Source organism: Janibacter melonis, from assembly GCF_003721155.3.
Lineage (GTDB): Bacteria > Actinomycetota > Actinomycetes > Actinomycetales > Dermatophilaceae > Marihabitans > Marihabitans melonis.
Map to the genome: position 1 here is coordinate 932,981 of NZ_CP044548.2, position 13,392 is coordinate 946,372.

13 protein-coding genes and 4 tRNA genes are annotated in these 13,392 nt (G+C 73.0%); 5 read left to right on the forward strand and 12 right to left on the reverse strand.

Features of this window, described 5'->3' with window-relative positions; all coding sequences use genetic code 11:
- Positions 1-606, reverse strand: a complete 606-nt coding sequence (locus EEW87_RS04455) for a GNAT family N-acetyltransferase (RefSeq protein WP_123091860.1) — start codon at positions 604-606, stop codon at positions 1-3.
- Positions 607-735: 129 nt separating this feature from the next.
- Complete coding sequence (locus EEW87_RS04460) at positions 736-2,028, reverse strand: HNH endonuclease signature motif containing protein (protein WP_148041570.1); 1,293 nt, start codon at positions 2,026-2,028, stop codon at positions 736-738.
- A 66-nt stretch (positions 2,029-2,094) separates the two neighbouring features.
- On the opposite strand from EEW87_RS04460, the gene EEW87_RS04465 reads away from it, so the two are divergent.
- The gene (locus tag EEW87_RS04465) at positions 2,095-2,604 is read left to right on the forward strand and encodes a GNAT family N-acetyltransferase (protein ID WP_225985036.1); all 510 of its coding nucleotides are present in this window, start codon (positions 2,095-2,097) and stop codon (positions 2,602-2,604) included.
- A gap of 376 nt (positions 2,605-2,980) precedes the next feature.
- Here the strand turns inward: EEW87_RS04465 and EEW87_RS04470 are convergent.
- From EEW87_RS04470 to EEW87_RS04485, 4 genes are all read right to left on the reverse strand, one after another.
- Positions 2,981-3,054, reverse strand: a tRNA-Val gene (locus EEW87_RS04470).
- Between the two features lie 71 nt (positions 3,055-3,125).
- Positions 3,126-3,692, reverse strand: coding sequence for a PGPGW domain-containing protein (locus tag EEW87_RS04475; RefSeq protein WP_224766860.1), 567 nt, complete (start codon positions 3,690-3,692; stop codon positions 3,126-3,128).
- A 5-nt stretch (positions 3,693-3,697) separates the two neighbouring features.
- Complete coding sequence (locus EEW87_RS04480) at positions 3,698-4,546, reverse strand: aminotransferase class IV (protein WP_123091864.1); 849 nt, start codon at positions 4,544-4,546, stop codon at positions 3,698-3,700.
- Positions 4,543-5,553: a chorismate-binding protein gene (locus tag EEW87_RS04485; protein ID WP_404811745.1), complete on the reverse strand. Its 1,011-nt coding sequence runs from the start codon at positions 5,551-5,553 to the stop codon at positions 4,543-4,545. Before EEW87_RS04485 ends, EEW87_RS04480 begins: the two co-directional genes overlap by 4 nt.
- Before the next feature lie 85 nt (positions 5,554-5,638).
- Here EEW87_RS04485 and EEW87_RS04490 point away from each other — a divergent pair, with 85 nt between their 5' ends.
- Genes EEW87_RS04490 through EEW87_RS04500 form a run of 3 tightly spaced genes read left to right on the forward strand, consistent with a single transcriptional unit; the run spans position 5,639 to position 8,882 of the window.
- The gene (locus tag EEW87_RS04490; RefSeq protein WP_123091866.1) at positions 5,639-6,652 is read left to right on the forward strand and encodes a TIGR03885 family FMN-dependent LLM class oxidoreductase; all 1,014 of its coding nucleotides are present in this window, start codon (positions 5,639-5,641) and stop codon (positions 6,650-6,652) included.
- Positions 6,649-8,334 carry an alpha-amylase family protein gene (locus EEW87_RS04495; RefSeq protein WP_123091867.1) on the forward strand — a complete coding sequence of 562 codons (1,686 nt, stop codon included), beginning with the start codon at positions 6,649-6,651 and terminating at the stop codon, positions 8,332-8,334. The genes EEW87_RS04490 and EEW87_RS04495 overlap by 4 nt, the downstream gene beginning before the upstream one ends.
- Complete coding sequence (locus EEW87_RS04500; RefSeq protein ID WP_123091868.1) at positions 8,334-8,882, forward strand: DUF6328 family protein; 549 nt, start codon at positions 8,334-8,336, stop codon at positions 8,880-8,882. Before EEW87_RS04495 ends, EEW87_RS04500 begins: the two co-directional genes overlap by 1 nt.
- Positions 8,883-8,886: 4 nt before the next feature.
- Here the strand turns inward: EEW87_RS04500 and EEW87_RS04505 are convergent, their stop codons facing one another.
- Both EEW87_RS04505 and EEW87_RS04510 read right to left on the reverse strand, forming a co-directional pair.
- Positions 8,887-9,369 carry a hypothetical protein gene (locus tag EEW87_RS04505; RefSeq protein WP_123091869.1) on the reverse strand — a complete coding sequence of 161 codons (483 nt, stop codon included), beginning with the start codon at positions 9,367-9,369 and terminating at the stop codon, positions 8,887-8,889.
- Between the two features lie 89 nt (positions 9,370-9,458).
- The gene (locus tag EEW87_RS04510; RefSeq protein WP_148041571.1) at positions 9,459-10,544 is read right to left on the reverse strand and encodes a helix-turn-helix transcriptional regulator; all 1,086 of its coding nucleotides are present in this window, start codon (positions 10,542-10,544) and stop codon (positions 9,459-9,461) included.
- Positions 10,545-10,755: 211 nt separating this feature from the next.
- On the opposite strand from EEW87_RS04510, the gene EEW87_RS04515 reads away from it, so the two are divergent.
- Positions 10,756-11,925: a ScyD/ScyE family protein gene (locus EEW87_RS04515; RefSeq protein ID WP_123091871.1), complete on the forward strand. Its 1,170-nt coding sequence runs from the start codon at positions 10,756-10,758 to the stop codon at positions 11,923-11,925.
- An 83-nt stretch (positions 11,926-12,008) separates the two neighbouring features.
- Here the strand turns inward: EEW87_RS04515 and EEW87_RS04520 are convergent.
- The 4 genes from EEW87_RS04520 to EEW87_RS04535 all read right to left on the reverse strand — a co-directional run bounded on the left by EEW87_RS04520 (position 12,009) and on the right by EEW87_RS04535 (position 13,283).
- A tRNA-Val gene (locus tag EEW87_RS04520) sits at positions 12,009-12,080 on the reverse strand.
- 24 nt (positions 12,081-12,104) lie between these two features.
- Positions 12,105-12,175: transfer RNA gene (locus EEW87_RS04525), tRNA-Cys, on the reverse strand.
- A gap of 22 nt (positions 12,176-12,197) precedes the next feature.
- A tRNA-Gly gene (locus tag EEW87_RS04530) sits at positions 12,198-12,270 on the reverse strand.
- A 104-nt stretch (positions 12,271-12,374) separates the two neighbouring features.
- The gene (locus EEW87_RS04535; RefSeq protein WP_123091989.1) at positions 12,375-13,283 is read right to left on the reverse strand and encodes a YihY/virulence factor BrkB family protein; all 909 of its coding nucleotides are present in this window, start codon (positions 13,281-13,283) and stop codon (positions 12,375-12,377) included.
- Positions 13,284-13,392 lie beyond the last annotated feature (109 nt).

Genomic DNA, 13,392 nt, shown 5'->3' on the forward strand with positions numbered 1-13,392 from the left:
TCAGCCCGCGGTGGGACCGGAGCCTGTCCCGGTGCCCGCCGGGCTGGTCGCCTCACGGCACATCGACCACACGACCGGCCCGTCCGGGATCTCGGTCGACCCGGTGACGACGAAGCCGTGCCGCTCGTACAGACGCACGTTGCGCGCGTCGGAGGTCTCCAGCGCGACCGACGACATCATGCCGTCGACCCGGCGCAGGCCCTCGGCGAGAACCGCTGAACCCAGACCGCGCCCGGCACTGCCCGGACGCACACCGAGAGTGGCGAGATCCCAGGCCCCCGCGGGCCGTGGGGGCAGGTCCGCGGACATGACGACGGGCAGGCGGTCGTCCATGAGCTCGACGACCCGGCCCTGCGTCGCGTCGTCGGGGTCCGGCGCGCCCGGCGGCAGGAAGGCGCCCACCCCGTGCACCTCGTCGTCGACGAGCACGACCCCGTGGCGCAGCGCGTGCGCCAGGTAGAGCAGCTGGAGCTCTTCGAGCCGGGCGAGGTGGTCGTCCGCGGGGATCGACCACCGCGTCCACGGGTAGTGCTCGAAGGCCCGCACGAGGGTGAGGGCCGCCTCGGGCAGGTCGACGGGGGTCGCTGGCCGGACGTCATGACTCACGCGGGCGACCGTACCGAAAGAACGCTCAGCCGCCCCGACGACCCCACCCTGCCTCCCCGCACCAGCCAGAGCTTGCCCGGCCGATCACGACACCCGCGCCTCCCCGACCCATCCCGGACCGGGGCCGGGTCAGAGGTGCCAGGTCACCCCGGTGCTCGCCACCGTCGCCATGAGGTCGAGCTGGTGCACCCGGGTGTGGTGCCGCTGGCACAGGAGGGCGGCGTTGCTGACGTCCGTCAGGCCGCCGCGGGACCACCAGCGGACGTGGTGCGCGTCGCACCACTGCGGCGGGACGGTGCACCCCGGGTAGGTGCACCCCTGGTCGCGGTGCCACAGGACACGCTGCTGGCCCGGGGTGAAGAGACGCACCACACGGCCCATGTCGAGCACCTCGCCGGAGCCGCCGAGCACGACGGGCACGATGCCGGCGTCGCAGGCCATCCGACGGGCCACCGACGGTGCGAGGACCTGGCCGGTCGCGGTCGTCGCTCCCCCGTGGGCGTCGTCACCCAGGAGCGTGGAGAGCGGGATCAGCACGTGGACCTGCGCCTTGTCGGTGCGGGGCACCTCGCCGGGCGCGGAGACGCCGCGACGGATGATCTCGAGGAGCGCCTCGGCACGGCGCTGCGCCGGGCTGCGCTCGTCGCGCTCGCCCTCGGGCCCGGTCACCGGACCGGACAGCGCCGCGAGCGCGGCGTCGACGACGGCCGCTCCCTCGGGGTCGAGGACGACCCGGTAGGACGTGAGCCCTGCCGGTCCCTCGTGCCGGAAGAGCGCTCGTGCGGCACGCGCTCGGCGGTCGTCGTGCTCGAGGTCCTCGACCGGCCGCAGCAGGCGCCCGGTCCGGGTGACGGCCTGGGCGAGCTGACGCTCGGTGAGCCCGCTGATGCGCTCGTGCGGCCCGTGCCCGTCGGGCCCTGTCGGGACGACGTCGTCGCGAGCACCGTCGAGCAGGATGCGCATGGCCTCGGCGAGGGACTCGGGCTCGGCGACCGGCGCCACCTGCGTCTCGAGCCGGACGAGCTGGTCGGCCTTGGTCAGCGGGAGGTCTCCGGCCGTGAAGGCCGCGGTCACCTCGGGGACGCGGGTCTGCCCCTTCGCCACCCGCAGCACCCGGGCGACGTGGTGCACGTCGGGCGCGGGTGCTCGCGCTGCCTCGGATCGTGCCACCCAGTCGTGGGCTGACCACGACCGCTCGGCCGGCAAGCCGCGCTCGAGGCCCTCGCGGGCCACGGCGACCTCGGCCACGTCGACGAGCTGGCGCAGCTGCCCGACGAGGGCGAGCGCGTCGTGCACCTCGTCGTCGGCGAGCCGCCACGTCTCGTCGCCGAGGTCATGCTGCAGCTGCAACGACCGGAGTGCGTCGCGGAGCCCGGGGAGGACACCTGCTCCGCCCCACCGCGCCGTCGCGATCGCTGCCATGGAGGAACTCTGCCAGCGACCACCGACAGCGCTGAGCCCCGTCGCGGCGGCTGGCACGATGACGCGATGACCCCGGCAGCTACGAGCCAGACGCGCCCGATGACCGCGGCCGACTGGCCCGCCGTCGAGCGCATCTACCGCGAGGGCATCGCCACAGGCCTTGCGACCTTCGAGACGCAGCCGCCGACCTGGGAGCGCTTCGACGAGCACCGGCTGCCCGCCCCCCGCCTCGTGGCGACCGGTGAGCGGGGCGAGGTGGTCGGGTGGGCGGCGGTCACACCCGTGTCGACGCGCGAGGTCTACCGCGGGGTCGTCGAGCACTCGATCTACGTCGCGTCCGCGGCTCGCGGCCAGGGTGTCGGCGGGCGCCTCCTCGCAGACCTGCTCGCCGCGGCGGACGAGAGCGGGATCTGGACCGTCCAGGCGACGCTCTTCCCCCAGAACCTCTCCAGCCTGGCCCTGCACCACGCCCACGGCTTCCGCACCGTGGGCACGAGGGAGCGGATCGCCCTCATGACGCACGGCCCCCTCGCCGGCACGTGGCTCGACACGGTGCTCGTCGAGCGCAGGAGATGAGCGAAGGGGGCGGGTCAGGTGGTCTCGAGTCTCGCTGGCGCGCGCACCTCGACGAGCGAACGGGGCAGGTGGTCTCGAGGCTCGCTGGCGCTCGCACCTCGACCAGCAACTGCGCGCGCACCTCGACCAGCGAACGGGGCGAGATGAGCGCAGGCCCGGGAGGGTTCGCGGAGCGTCAGGCGGACCGGACCGCAGCCGAGGGCGCGCAGCGCCCGGGGTGGAGGGAGGACCAAGGCTCCGCGGGCCCTGCTGCGCCCGAGCGGCGGGGCGGGTGGTCTCGAGGCTCGCTGGCGCTCGCACCTCGACCACCGAAGCCTGCGCGCCGGCGCTCGCACCTCGACCAGCGAAGGGGGCGCGATCTCGGGGACGAAGAGGGTGGACGTAAAGGGACTCGAACCCCTGACCTCTCGCGTGTGAAGCGAGCGCTCTAACCAGCTGAGCTATACGTCCGTGGTGCTGCCGCGGTGAGGCGGTGAAGCCAGTGCAGAGTACCTGGCGCTCTCCCCCTTCGTCACATCGGGCTACGCACCCAGCCCGGGGAGCATCCGCAGGTACTCCTCGACGACGTCCGGGGTCCACCCCGGGAGCCCGGTGACGAGGAGCGCGAGGTAGAAGCACAGCCAGCCGATCGCGACCGAGACCATGACGAGCGGGATCTTCGCGGCGAGGGGCAGGTGACGGGCCCACTGCTCGAAGGACTTCACCTCGGCCTTGACGAACTGCGTGACCCGGCGGGCCCACATGTACTCCGTCGACCACAGGAAGAGGCCGACGAAGATGACGACCCAGCCCGGGCCGACGAGGGGGACCATGGGGATGCCGACGACGATGAGCGCGAGCCCGGCGACGAAGACCCCGATGCGGTAGACCGGGCCGAGCACCGGGTTGAGGCGCACCGCGCGCCGCCAACGGATCGAGTCCTCCTCGGGGTCGATCGTCTGGTTCTCGCCGAAGCGCTCCAGCAGCTCCTCGCGCACGAGCTCGTGCTGGTCGCGCCGGATGGCTCGGTACGGACGACGGTGACCCTGCGCGTCGAGCCCGAGGCCCCGACGCTCCTCCTCCTGCTGCTCCCCCCGCGTGGCCTCCATCGAGGTCACGGGTCCATCCGCTCGGCGGAGCGGGTCGCGAAGATCGCCGCCGCCTGGTCGGTGACCGGGGTCTGCGTGGCCAGCGCACGTCCGTCGACGGTCGCGATCGGCTGGACGTCGCGCATCGTGTTCGTGAGGAAGGCCTCGTCGCTCGTCTCCATCGCGTCCGCCGGCAGGGTCTCCTCGCGGACCTCGAGACCGGCCTCGCGGCACCACTCGATCGTCACGGCACGGGTGATGCCGGCCAGGCAGCCCGACTCGAGCGGCGGGGTGAGGACGACGCCGTCACGGACGACGAAGACGTTCGACCCCGTGCCCTCGCACAGCTCGCCGCGGGTGTTGAGGAAGATCGCCTCGTCGGCGCCCTGGCTCTTCGCCCGGGCGAGCGCGATGACGTTCTCCGCGTAGGACGTCGTCTTCAGCCCCGCGGTCGCCGCGCGCTCGTTGCGCGTCCACGGCACGGTCGCGACGTGGGCGTGGCTCGGCAGCGGCGAGGCGGGCACGAGGCCCACGACGTAGGTGAGCGGGGTGTCCGAGCGGTCCGAGCCGAGCGGCCCGACTCCCCCGGTCACCGTCCAGCGCAGCCGGCCCAGCGGCATGGGGCCGCCGGCGGCGAGCACCGCCTCGACCCCCTCGTCGAGGTGGTCGGCGTCGAAGCCCGTGAGCCCGAGGCCCTCGAGCGTGCGCTCGAGGCGACGCAGGTGACGGGTGCGCCCGAAGACGACCCCGTCGACGACCTTGCACGTCTCGAAGCCCCCGTCACCGACGGTCAGACCGTGGTCGAGCGCGGTGAGAGATGCCTGCCCCCCGTCCACGAGCTCGCCGTTGACCCAGACCGTGACACCCATGCTCATACCCCAACTCTTCCAGATGACAGACCGACGAGCCTGCCCGCCTTGAGCTCGGTCTCGCGCCACTCCTGGCCCGGGTCCGACCCCCACGTGATGCCGGCGCCCGTGCCGAAGCGCAGGACGCGCCCGGCGGGCCCCTGCTCGGCGTAGAACGTGCGGATGCCCACCGCGAGTTCCCCCCGTCCCGCGTCGGCGTCGACCCACCCGATCGCGCCGCAGTACGGACCCCTGCGGACCGGCTCGAGCTCGCGGATCACCTGCAGCGCAGAGGACTTCGGCGCACCGCTCACCGACCCGGGCGGGAAGGTCGCCCCGACGAGCTCGGCCCACCCGACACCCGGTCGCAGCCGGGCCGCGACGTCGCTCGTGAGGTGGAGCAGACCCGGGTGCTCCTCGAGCGCGCACAGCGCCTCGACGTCGACCGTGCCGGGGACGGCGACGTGGCTGAGGTCGTTGCGCACGAGGTCGGTGATCATGACGTTCTCGGCGTGGTCCTTCGCCCCGAGGTCGGAGGGCACCCGCCCGGTCCCCTTGATCGGGCGGCTCACCACCCGATCGCCGTCGCGCAGCAGGTAGGCCTCGGGCGAGGCGCACACGACGTCGAGCCCGGCGGAGGGCACGTGGACCAGCCCGGCGAAGGGGGCGGGGTTGCCCTCCTCGAGCACCGCCGCCAGGGCGGGGAGGTGGGCCTGCGGCGCCAGGGGCGCCGTGAGGACCCGGCAGAGGTTGACCTGGTAGACCGTGCCCGCCGCGACGTGCTCGCGGACACGCTCGACCCCGGCGAGGTACTCCCCCTCCGACATCGAGGACGACCACCTACCAGGCGGGACCCACGGACCCGTGGCCGGGGCGTCGGAGGTCTGCTCCGCCCGGGCGAAGCGGACCGCCGTCACCTCGCCCTCGAAGGTCACGACGACCGCCCACTGGCCGCCGTCGTCGAGGTCGGCGAGGTCGGTGCTCACCGCCACGGGGTCGATGAGCAGCCGGCGGCCGAAGCGGGCGTACTCCACCGCCGCAGCATAGGGGCGCCCCCGAGGCTGGACGGCGCACGCCGCTAAGCCCCACGACGGGGCCGACGTGTGGTGGGTTGTCCCCATGCCGGTCATCGGACACCACTGCAGCCACGAGCAGATCAGCCCCCGCCAGCTCCTCCTCGACGTCCAGCACGCCGAGCGGGCCGGCTTCACCGCCGCGATGTCGAGCGACCACCTCGCGCCGTGGAGCGCGCGGCAGGGCGAGTCGGGCTTCGCGTGGAGCTGGCTCGGCGCCGCCCTCGCGACGACGGACCTCCCCTTCGGCGTCGTCAACGCCCCCGGTCAGCGCTACCACCCGGCGATCCTCGCCCAGGCGATCGCGACCCTCGGCCAGATGTACCCGGGCCGCTTCTGGGCGGCGCTCGGCTCTGGCGAGGCGGCCAACGAGCACGTCACCGGGCAGGGCTGGCCGCGCAAGGAGATCCGCGACGAGCGGCTGCGCGAGTGCGTCGACGTCATCCGCCGGCTCCTGCGCGGAGAGGTCGTCAGCCACGACGGCCACGTCGTCGTCGACCGCGCGCAGCTGTGGACCCTCGCCGACCCCGTGCCCCGTCTCGTCGGGCCGGCCGTCACGCCGCAGACCGCCGCCCGCCACGCCGACTGGGCCGACGGCCTCATCACCGTCAACCAGCCGGTGGAGCGCCTGCGCGAGGTGCTCGCCGCCTACCGCGACGCCGGCGGCCGCGGCCCGACCCGGCTGCAGGTGCACCTGTCGTGGGCGCCCACGCAGGAGCAGGCCGAGGCGATCGCCCACGACCAGTGGCGCAGCAACACCGTCGGGCCGCCGATCGCGTGGGACGTCGACAGCGTCGAGGGCTTCGACGCCATCGGCGAGCACGTCACCCGCGAGTCCGTCGCCGAGGCCGTGCGCATCTCGGCCGACCCGGGTCAGCACGTCGAGTGGCTGCAGGAGTACCTCGAGATCGGCTACGACGAGCTCTACCTCCACTTCGTCGGGCAGGACCAGCGCGAGTACCTCGACACCTTCGCCGAGCAGGTGCTCCCGCACCTGGGGCCGACCCGCCCCGAGACGACACCCGGCACGACCCAGCCCGACCCGAAGGGAGCCCGGTGAACCTCACCGACACCGCCGACCTGTGGTGGAAGCACGCCGTCCTCTACTGCGCCGACGTGCAGACCTTCGTCGACTCCGACGGCGACGGCTGCGGCGACCTCACCGGCATGGCCGAGCGTGTCGACTACCTCGCCGATCTCGGGATCACCTGCCTGTGGCTCATGCCCTTCTACCCGACGGCCGACCGGGACGACGGCTACGACATCACCGACTTCTACGGCGTGGACCCGCGGGCCGGCACACCCGGCCACATGGTCGAGCTCGTCCACCTCGCCCGCTCGCGCGGCATCCGGGTCATCGTCGACTTCGTCATGAACCACACGAGCGACCAGCACCCGTGGTTCAAGGAGTCGCGCAAGAGCACCGACAACCCCTACCGCGACTGGTACGTCTGGCGCTCGTCGACACCGCCAGACACCTCCGACCAGGTCGTCTTCCCCGACCAGGAGGACTCGATCTGGGAGCTCGACGAGCGCACCGGCGAGTACTACCTGCACAACTTCTACAAGACCCAGCCCGACCTCAACATCGCCAACCCCGCCGTGCGCGACGAGATCGCCCGCACCATGGGCTACTGGCTCCAGATGGGCGTGAGCGGCTTCCGCGTCGACGCCGTGCCCTTCCTCTTCGCCGAGGACACCCTCCCCGAGTCCGAGCGGAAGTTCCCCGCCTACGACCCGCACGAGTACCTGCGCAGCCTGCGCCGCTTCGTCTCGCGGCGCGGGGGCAACGTCATGCTGCTCGGCGAGGTCAACCTCCCCTACCCGGAGCAGAAGCTCTTCTTCGGGGGCACCGACGCCGACCAGCTGACGACGCAGTTCGACTTCGTCGGCATGCAGGCGACCTACCTCTCCCTCGCCCGTCACGACGCCCGCCCGCTGGCCAAGGCGCTGCGATCCCGCCCGCGGCTGTCCGACGAGAGCCAGTGGGCGAGCTTCATGCGCAACCACGACGAGCTCACCCTCGACAAGCTCACCGACGACGAGCGGCAGGAGGTCTTCGACGCCTTCGGCCCCGAGCCGCAGATGCAGCTCTTCGACCGCGGGCTGCGCCGCCGGCTGCCGACGATGCTCGGCGGCGACATGCGCCGCATCCGGATGGCGTACTCGCTGATGTTCTCGCTCCCGGGCACCCCGGTGCTCTTCTACGGCGAGGAGATCGGCATGGGCGAGAACCTCGACATCCCCGGCCGGCTGGCCGTGCGCAGCCCGATGCAGTGGGACCCCTCGGGCGGCTTCAGCCAGGCGCCCGAGCGGCAGCAGGTCCGCCCGATGACCTCGGGCCCGTGGGGGCCGGAACGGATCAACGTCGCCGACCAGCGCGGCGACGTCGACTCGCTGTGGCGCTTCGTCTCCCGGCTCATCCAGCGCTACCGCCAGAGCCCGGAGATCGGCTGGTCGCAGGTCGAGGTGCTGCGTGGCACGCCCCGATCCGTCCTCGCGCACGTGTGCCGCAAGGACGAGTGGCGGATGGTCGCCCTGCACAACTTCTCCGGCGAGCCGGTCGAGATCTCGGTCACCGTGCCCGACCTGCCGGACGAGTGCTCCTTCGTCGACCTGCTGACGCCGGGCGCGCCCCGTCGGATCGAGCCTGGGCCGAAGGGGGTCCTCGAGACGACGATCGACGGCTACGGCTTCCTCTGGCTGCGGGTCTGCTCCGCGCAGGACACCCGGGTGGCGTGATGGCGAAGGGGGAGCACGAGGGGTCCGCCGACGGCGAGGACGTCGCCCCGGGCGACGGACGGGACGAGACGGCGACCGAACGCTTCGACCGCAACTGGGAGGAGCTCCTCCAGGAGCTGCGGGTCGTCCAGACCGGCGTGCAGATCCTCGCCGGGTTCCTGCTCACCCTGCCCTTCCAGGCCCGTTTCACGGTGCTCGAGCCGCACCACCGGGTGATCTACCTCGTCGCCTTCTGCCTCGCGCTCCTCGCGACGGCGCTGCTCGCCGCACCGGTGAGCGCGCACCGGCTGCTCTTCCGCCGGCACGCGAAGCGCGAGCTCGTCGCCTTCGGCAACCGGTGCGCCCAGGGCGGCATGGTCTCGCTCGCCCTCAGCCTGCTCGCCGTGCTCTACCTCATCGTCGAGGTGCTGCTCGGCACCCCGGCCGCGGTCACCGCGCTCGTCGTCGGTGCCGCCGTCTTCCTCGCCCTGTGGGTCGTGCTGCCCATGCGGATGGGGCGGGCCGCCGGTCATGCCGGCAGCCCGCCCCCTTCGCGGTCCTCGTCCTGATCGCTCAGGTGTAGAAGGGTCGGTCCTCGTGGGCCGGGTCGGTGACGTTGGGGTGGACGCGCTCGACCTCGTCGGCCGGGGCGTCGTAGACGCCGAGGACGGCGCCGTCGTCGGTCTCGATGACCAGCCGCGAGCGGATGCCGCGCTGGATCGCCTCGGCGACCGAGCGGGCGACGACCGTGGGCTGGTCCCCGGCACCGGTCGCGGCCATCGCCTCGTGGACGCGCTCGGTGAGCTCGTCCTGGGTGAGCCCGCCGGCCTCGCCGACGACGCGGAGCAGGGCCGCGGCCTGGGCCCGGACCGCCTCGGTGCCGTCCTCGCCGGCGATGGTGTTGAGGACGACCCGCTCGCCGGACTTCGAGACGTGCGGGTGCACCTCGGTGTCGTGCTCGGGGCCGTGGGTGGGGGCGACCTCGACGGTCTCGCCGTCGCGTGTCCCGCGCTCGTCGTGCGCCGCGAGCTCCTCGCGGCGTGGGTCCTGCGTCATCGCTTCACTCCCTTGTCGACGGTGTCAGGCCAGGCTATCCGCGCAGGTGCACGGATCGGCTCCGCGGAGCCCGGCTGTCCAGGGTGGCCTCACCACGCGGGGTCGAGCTGGTCCCCGAGGACGAGGGCGGTGAGCTCGCGGCGGCTGTGCACCCCCGCCTTGGCGAAGATCGCCTTGAGGTGGTCCTGCACCGTGTGGCTGCTCATGTGCAGCTGCTCGGCCACCGACCGCGTGTCCGCGCCCCGCACGACGAGCACGAGGACGTCGCGCTCGCGCGGGGTCATGCCCAGGGCGTCGACGACGAGCGGGAGCAGCTCGCGGGGGCGCGACTCCGTGATCGTCACGCCGACGAGGTCCCCGTCGGGCGAGCCCAGCGGCGTCGCGTGCACGGTGCACCACCGTCCGTCGGCCAGGCGCACCCTCGTCGTCGGGTGGTGCGCCCCCTTCGTCGCCCGGGTCGCCGCGGCCGCCGCGGCGAGCGACGCGAGCAGCCCCTCGCTCGCCTCGGCCCCGTCGCCGTGGTGGAGCGAGACGAGCTGCTCGACGCCTCCGGGCGAGGACAGCACGACCTCGCCCCGCGCGTCGAGGACGACCATCGTGGGGGTGGCGTCGTCGGTCACCGTGCGCCGACCGGCCCACATCCCGAGGACCCCGCGGCGCACGGCGCGCGCGAAGGAGGGGCACAGGGCCTCGACGAGCGCGACCTCCCACGGCTCGAAGTGCCCGCGGAGCCGGTAGAGGAAGACCGCCCCCCACGACCGGTGCCCGTCGGTGGCGAGCGCGCGCAGCTCGTCGGCGCAGCCGAGGACGGGGGTCATGAGGTCACGCATGCGAGGTGAGCGGGAGAGGTCTCCCCCGGTGACGTCGTGCACGCCGAGCGCGGCGCAGCCGGAGCGCGCCATGGCGAGCACCGAGGTGGGGTCGTCCTGGCCGTACTCGAGACGCGCCCACTCGCGGTCGTGCGCCGACCAGGCCACCGCGCAGCCCTCGCGCAGGCAGACCCCCGTGGGCATGAGCGACGCCGGGTCGAGGGTGCCGAGAGACCAGCCGTCGTGCGGCACCGCGCGCTGCAGCGACTGCATCGCCTCGTGCGCGAAGGTCTCGAGGTCGACCTGGGCCCGCGCGAGGACGGCGACATCTGCCACCACGCGGTCGCGCACCAGATCTCTGTCCATCGACGACCACCTCCCGAACGGCGTCACCGGACCCCCAGCATTGTGGGGCAGGTCACCCTCCGCCGGGGCGGAATCGGACAAAGCCGCGGCTCGGGGATGGGCAGGCCCCGGGGGCCTGCACGACCCTTCATGGGATCCGAGCACCGTCGCGAGACGAGCCCGCCGGGGAGGGCGGGCGCGTGGTCGGACCCCACGTCACGAGGAGCAGCCCATGTCATCGAGCCGTCTGAGAGCCCGTCACCAGCACCCGGGTCGCCGTCGAGGGCTCCGACCCGTCCTCGCCGCCGCCGCGGCAGCCGTCCTGGGTCTGAGCCTCGCGCCGCCGACGTCCGCAGCACGACCCCCCGGGGACCCCCAGGGGCACCCGCGCTGGGTCTCGACGATCGACGACAGCGTCCTCGCACCCTTCCAGCTCGCCGTCGAGGGGCGCGACGTCTACGCGACCGACGGCTTCCTCGGCACCCTGACGAAGTACTCCCGCTCGGGCACCAAGACCGTGCTCGCGCGGGTCGAGGGTGGCGAGATCGCCGGCGTCGACGTGGCGAAGGGGGGCCGCACGTGGGCGTACGCCAGCACCTCGTCCGACGGGCGCAGCACCCTGACGATCCAGTCGAAGGGACGGCCGGACGTCGTCGCCGACCTCGGCGCGTACGAGCAGACCGTCAACCCGGACCAGGGGGTCACCTACGGCATCATCGCCGGCGGCAACCCCTGCGCCGAGGAGGTCTTCGGCGGGCTCACCGGCGGCCAGGCCACGTACACGGGCATCGTCGAGTCGCACCCCTACGCCGTCGCGGCCCTGCCCGACGGGTCCTGGGCCGTCGCCGACGCCGCGGGCAACTCCGTGCTGCGGGTCGACCGCCGAGGACGCATCTCGACGCTCGCCCTCGCGCCGCGCCGGCCGCTGCTCATCACGACGGAGATCGCCGCGTCGATCGGGCTGCCCGACTGCACCGTGGGCGTGACCTACGCCTTCGAGGGTGTCCCCACCGATGTCGAGGTGGGCCCGCGCGGCCGGCTCTACATGAGCTCGCTGCCCGGCGGCCCCGAGGACCCGAGCCTGGGTGCCCGTGGCGCCGTCTTCACGATCGGGCACCACGGCGCGGTGACGAAGGTCGCCTCCGGATTCCTCGGGGCGACGAACCTCGCGGTGCAGGGCGACACGCTCTACGTCGCCGAGCTCTTCGGCGGCCAGGTGACGGCCGTGCACGGCCGGCACCGCTGGGCCGCCTACCGGATGGAGCGGCCCCTGGCCGTCGAGGTGAGCGGGCGCACGATGTACCTCGGCCAGCTCGCGGACATCGACTTCGAGACGGGCACGCCCCGGGCCCCGGGGTCGATCGTCAAGGTGTCCCTGAGGCACCACCATCACCACCACTGATCGCGGTGGGGGGACGCCGAGGCACGAGCCCCGGTGGCATGACGAAGGGCCCCGACCTGGTGGTCGGGGCCCTTCGTCTGCGGTGGGCGATACTGGGTTTGAACCAGTGACCTCTTCCGTGTCAAGGAAGCGCGCTACCGCTGCGCCAATCGCCCGGGGTCTTGCTAGGTCCTGCGTCGAGGTGGAGACGGGATTTGAACCCGTGTAGACGGCTTTGCAGGCCGTTGCCTCGCCTCTCGGCCACTCCACCAATGGAGGCGGTGAACCTTCCGAGCGGATGACCGGCCTCGAACCGGCGACCTCAACCTTGGCAAGGTTGCGCTCTACCAACTGAGCTACATCCGCACTTCCGCTCCGGGCTTCCTTGCCCCTTGCGTGCGGTGTGACAGTAGCCCAGACGGACGGTGAACTCCAAACCGACTCCTGGGGCGGTCCTCGCACCCCCGTCGTCAGGCCTGCGCGATGGACCGGTCGGCCGCCGAGTGGGGCCACAGGGAGCGCACGGCGGCGTTGAGCGCGGCCCCGACGAGCACGGAGATCGCGATCGCGTAGAGGCCGACGATGAGGATGATCGGGGTGCTCAGCGGGCCGTAGATCGAGGTGCCGCCGAGGGAGCCGGCGACGAGGGTGCGCACGAGCCAGGCCGACAGGACCCACAGCACGAGGGTGAGGGCGGCGCCGGGCAGGTCGCGGCGCCAGGGGTCGCGCTGCGGGGTCGAGAGGTGGAAGAGGGTCGTGACACCGGCGAGCACGAGGACGGACACGACCGGCCAGTAGAGGGCCACGAGCCAGTCCGCGGGGTCGGGCAGCAGGGAGCCGATCGCGCTCGGCCCGACGAGGACGAGCGGCATCATGACGACGCCGAAGAGCAGCCCGAGGGTGTAGATCGACAGGCTCATCGCCCGCGTGCGCACGATCCCGCGGATGCCGGACTGCCCGTACATGATCGAGATGGTGTCGATGAAGACGTTGAGCACCCGCGAGCCCGACCACACCGACAGCAGGAAGCCGATGGAGATCAGCTCGCCGCGCCCGGCGCGGAAGACCTCGTCGACCGTCGGCAGCAGCAGGTCGTCGATGACCTGCGGGGTGAGGAAGCTGCCGGCATAGCTGGCGATCCGCTCGGTGAAGTCGTCGACACCGCTCTGCCCCACCGCGCTGCCGACGTAGCCGACCCCGCCGAAGAGCCCGAGGACGAGCGGCGGGAGGGACAGCAGCGCGAAGAAGCCGGCCTCCGCGGCCAGCCCGGTGACCCGGTAGCGCAGGCAGATGCGCACCGTCTCGCGCACGAGCCGGACGAGGGCGAGGGCGAAGGGGACGCTCTCGAGCCCGTCGCGCACCCTCACCCGTGTGCTCACGCTCTGCACCGTAGAGCCCGTGCGGCCCCACGGGCGTGACCCACGCGGGAGGAGTGGCTCGTCGAAGGTGGCCTCGTCCCCCGCACCTCGACCGGCGAGGGCTTCGTCG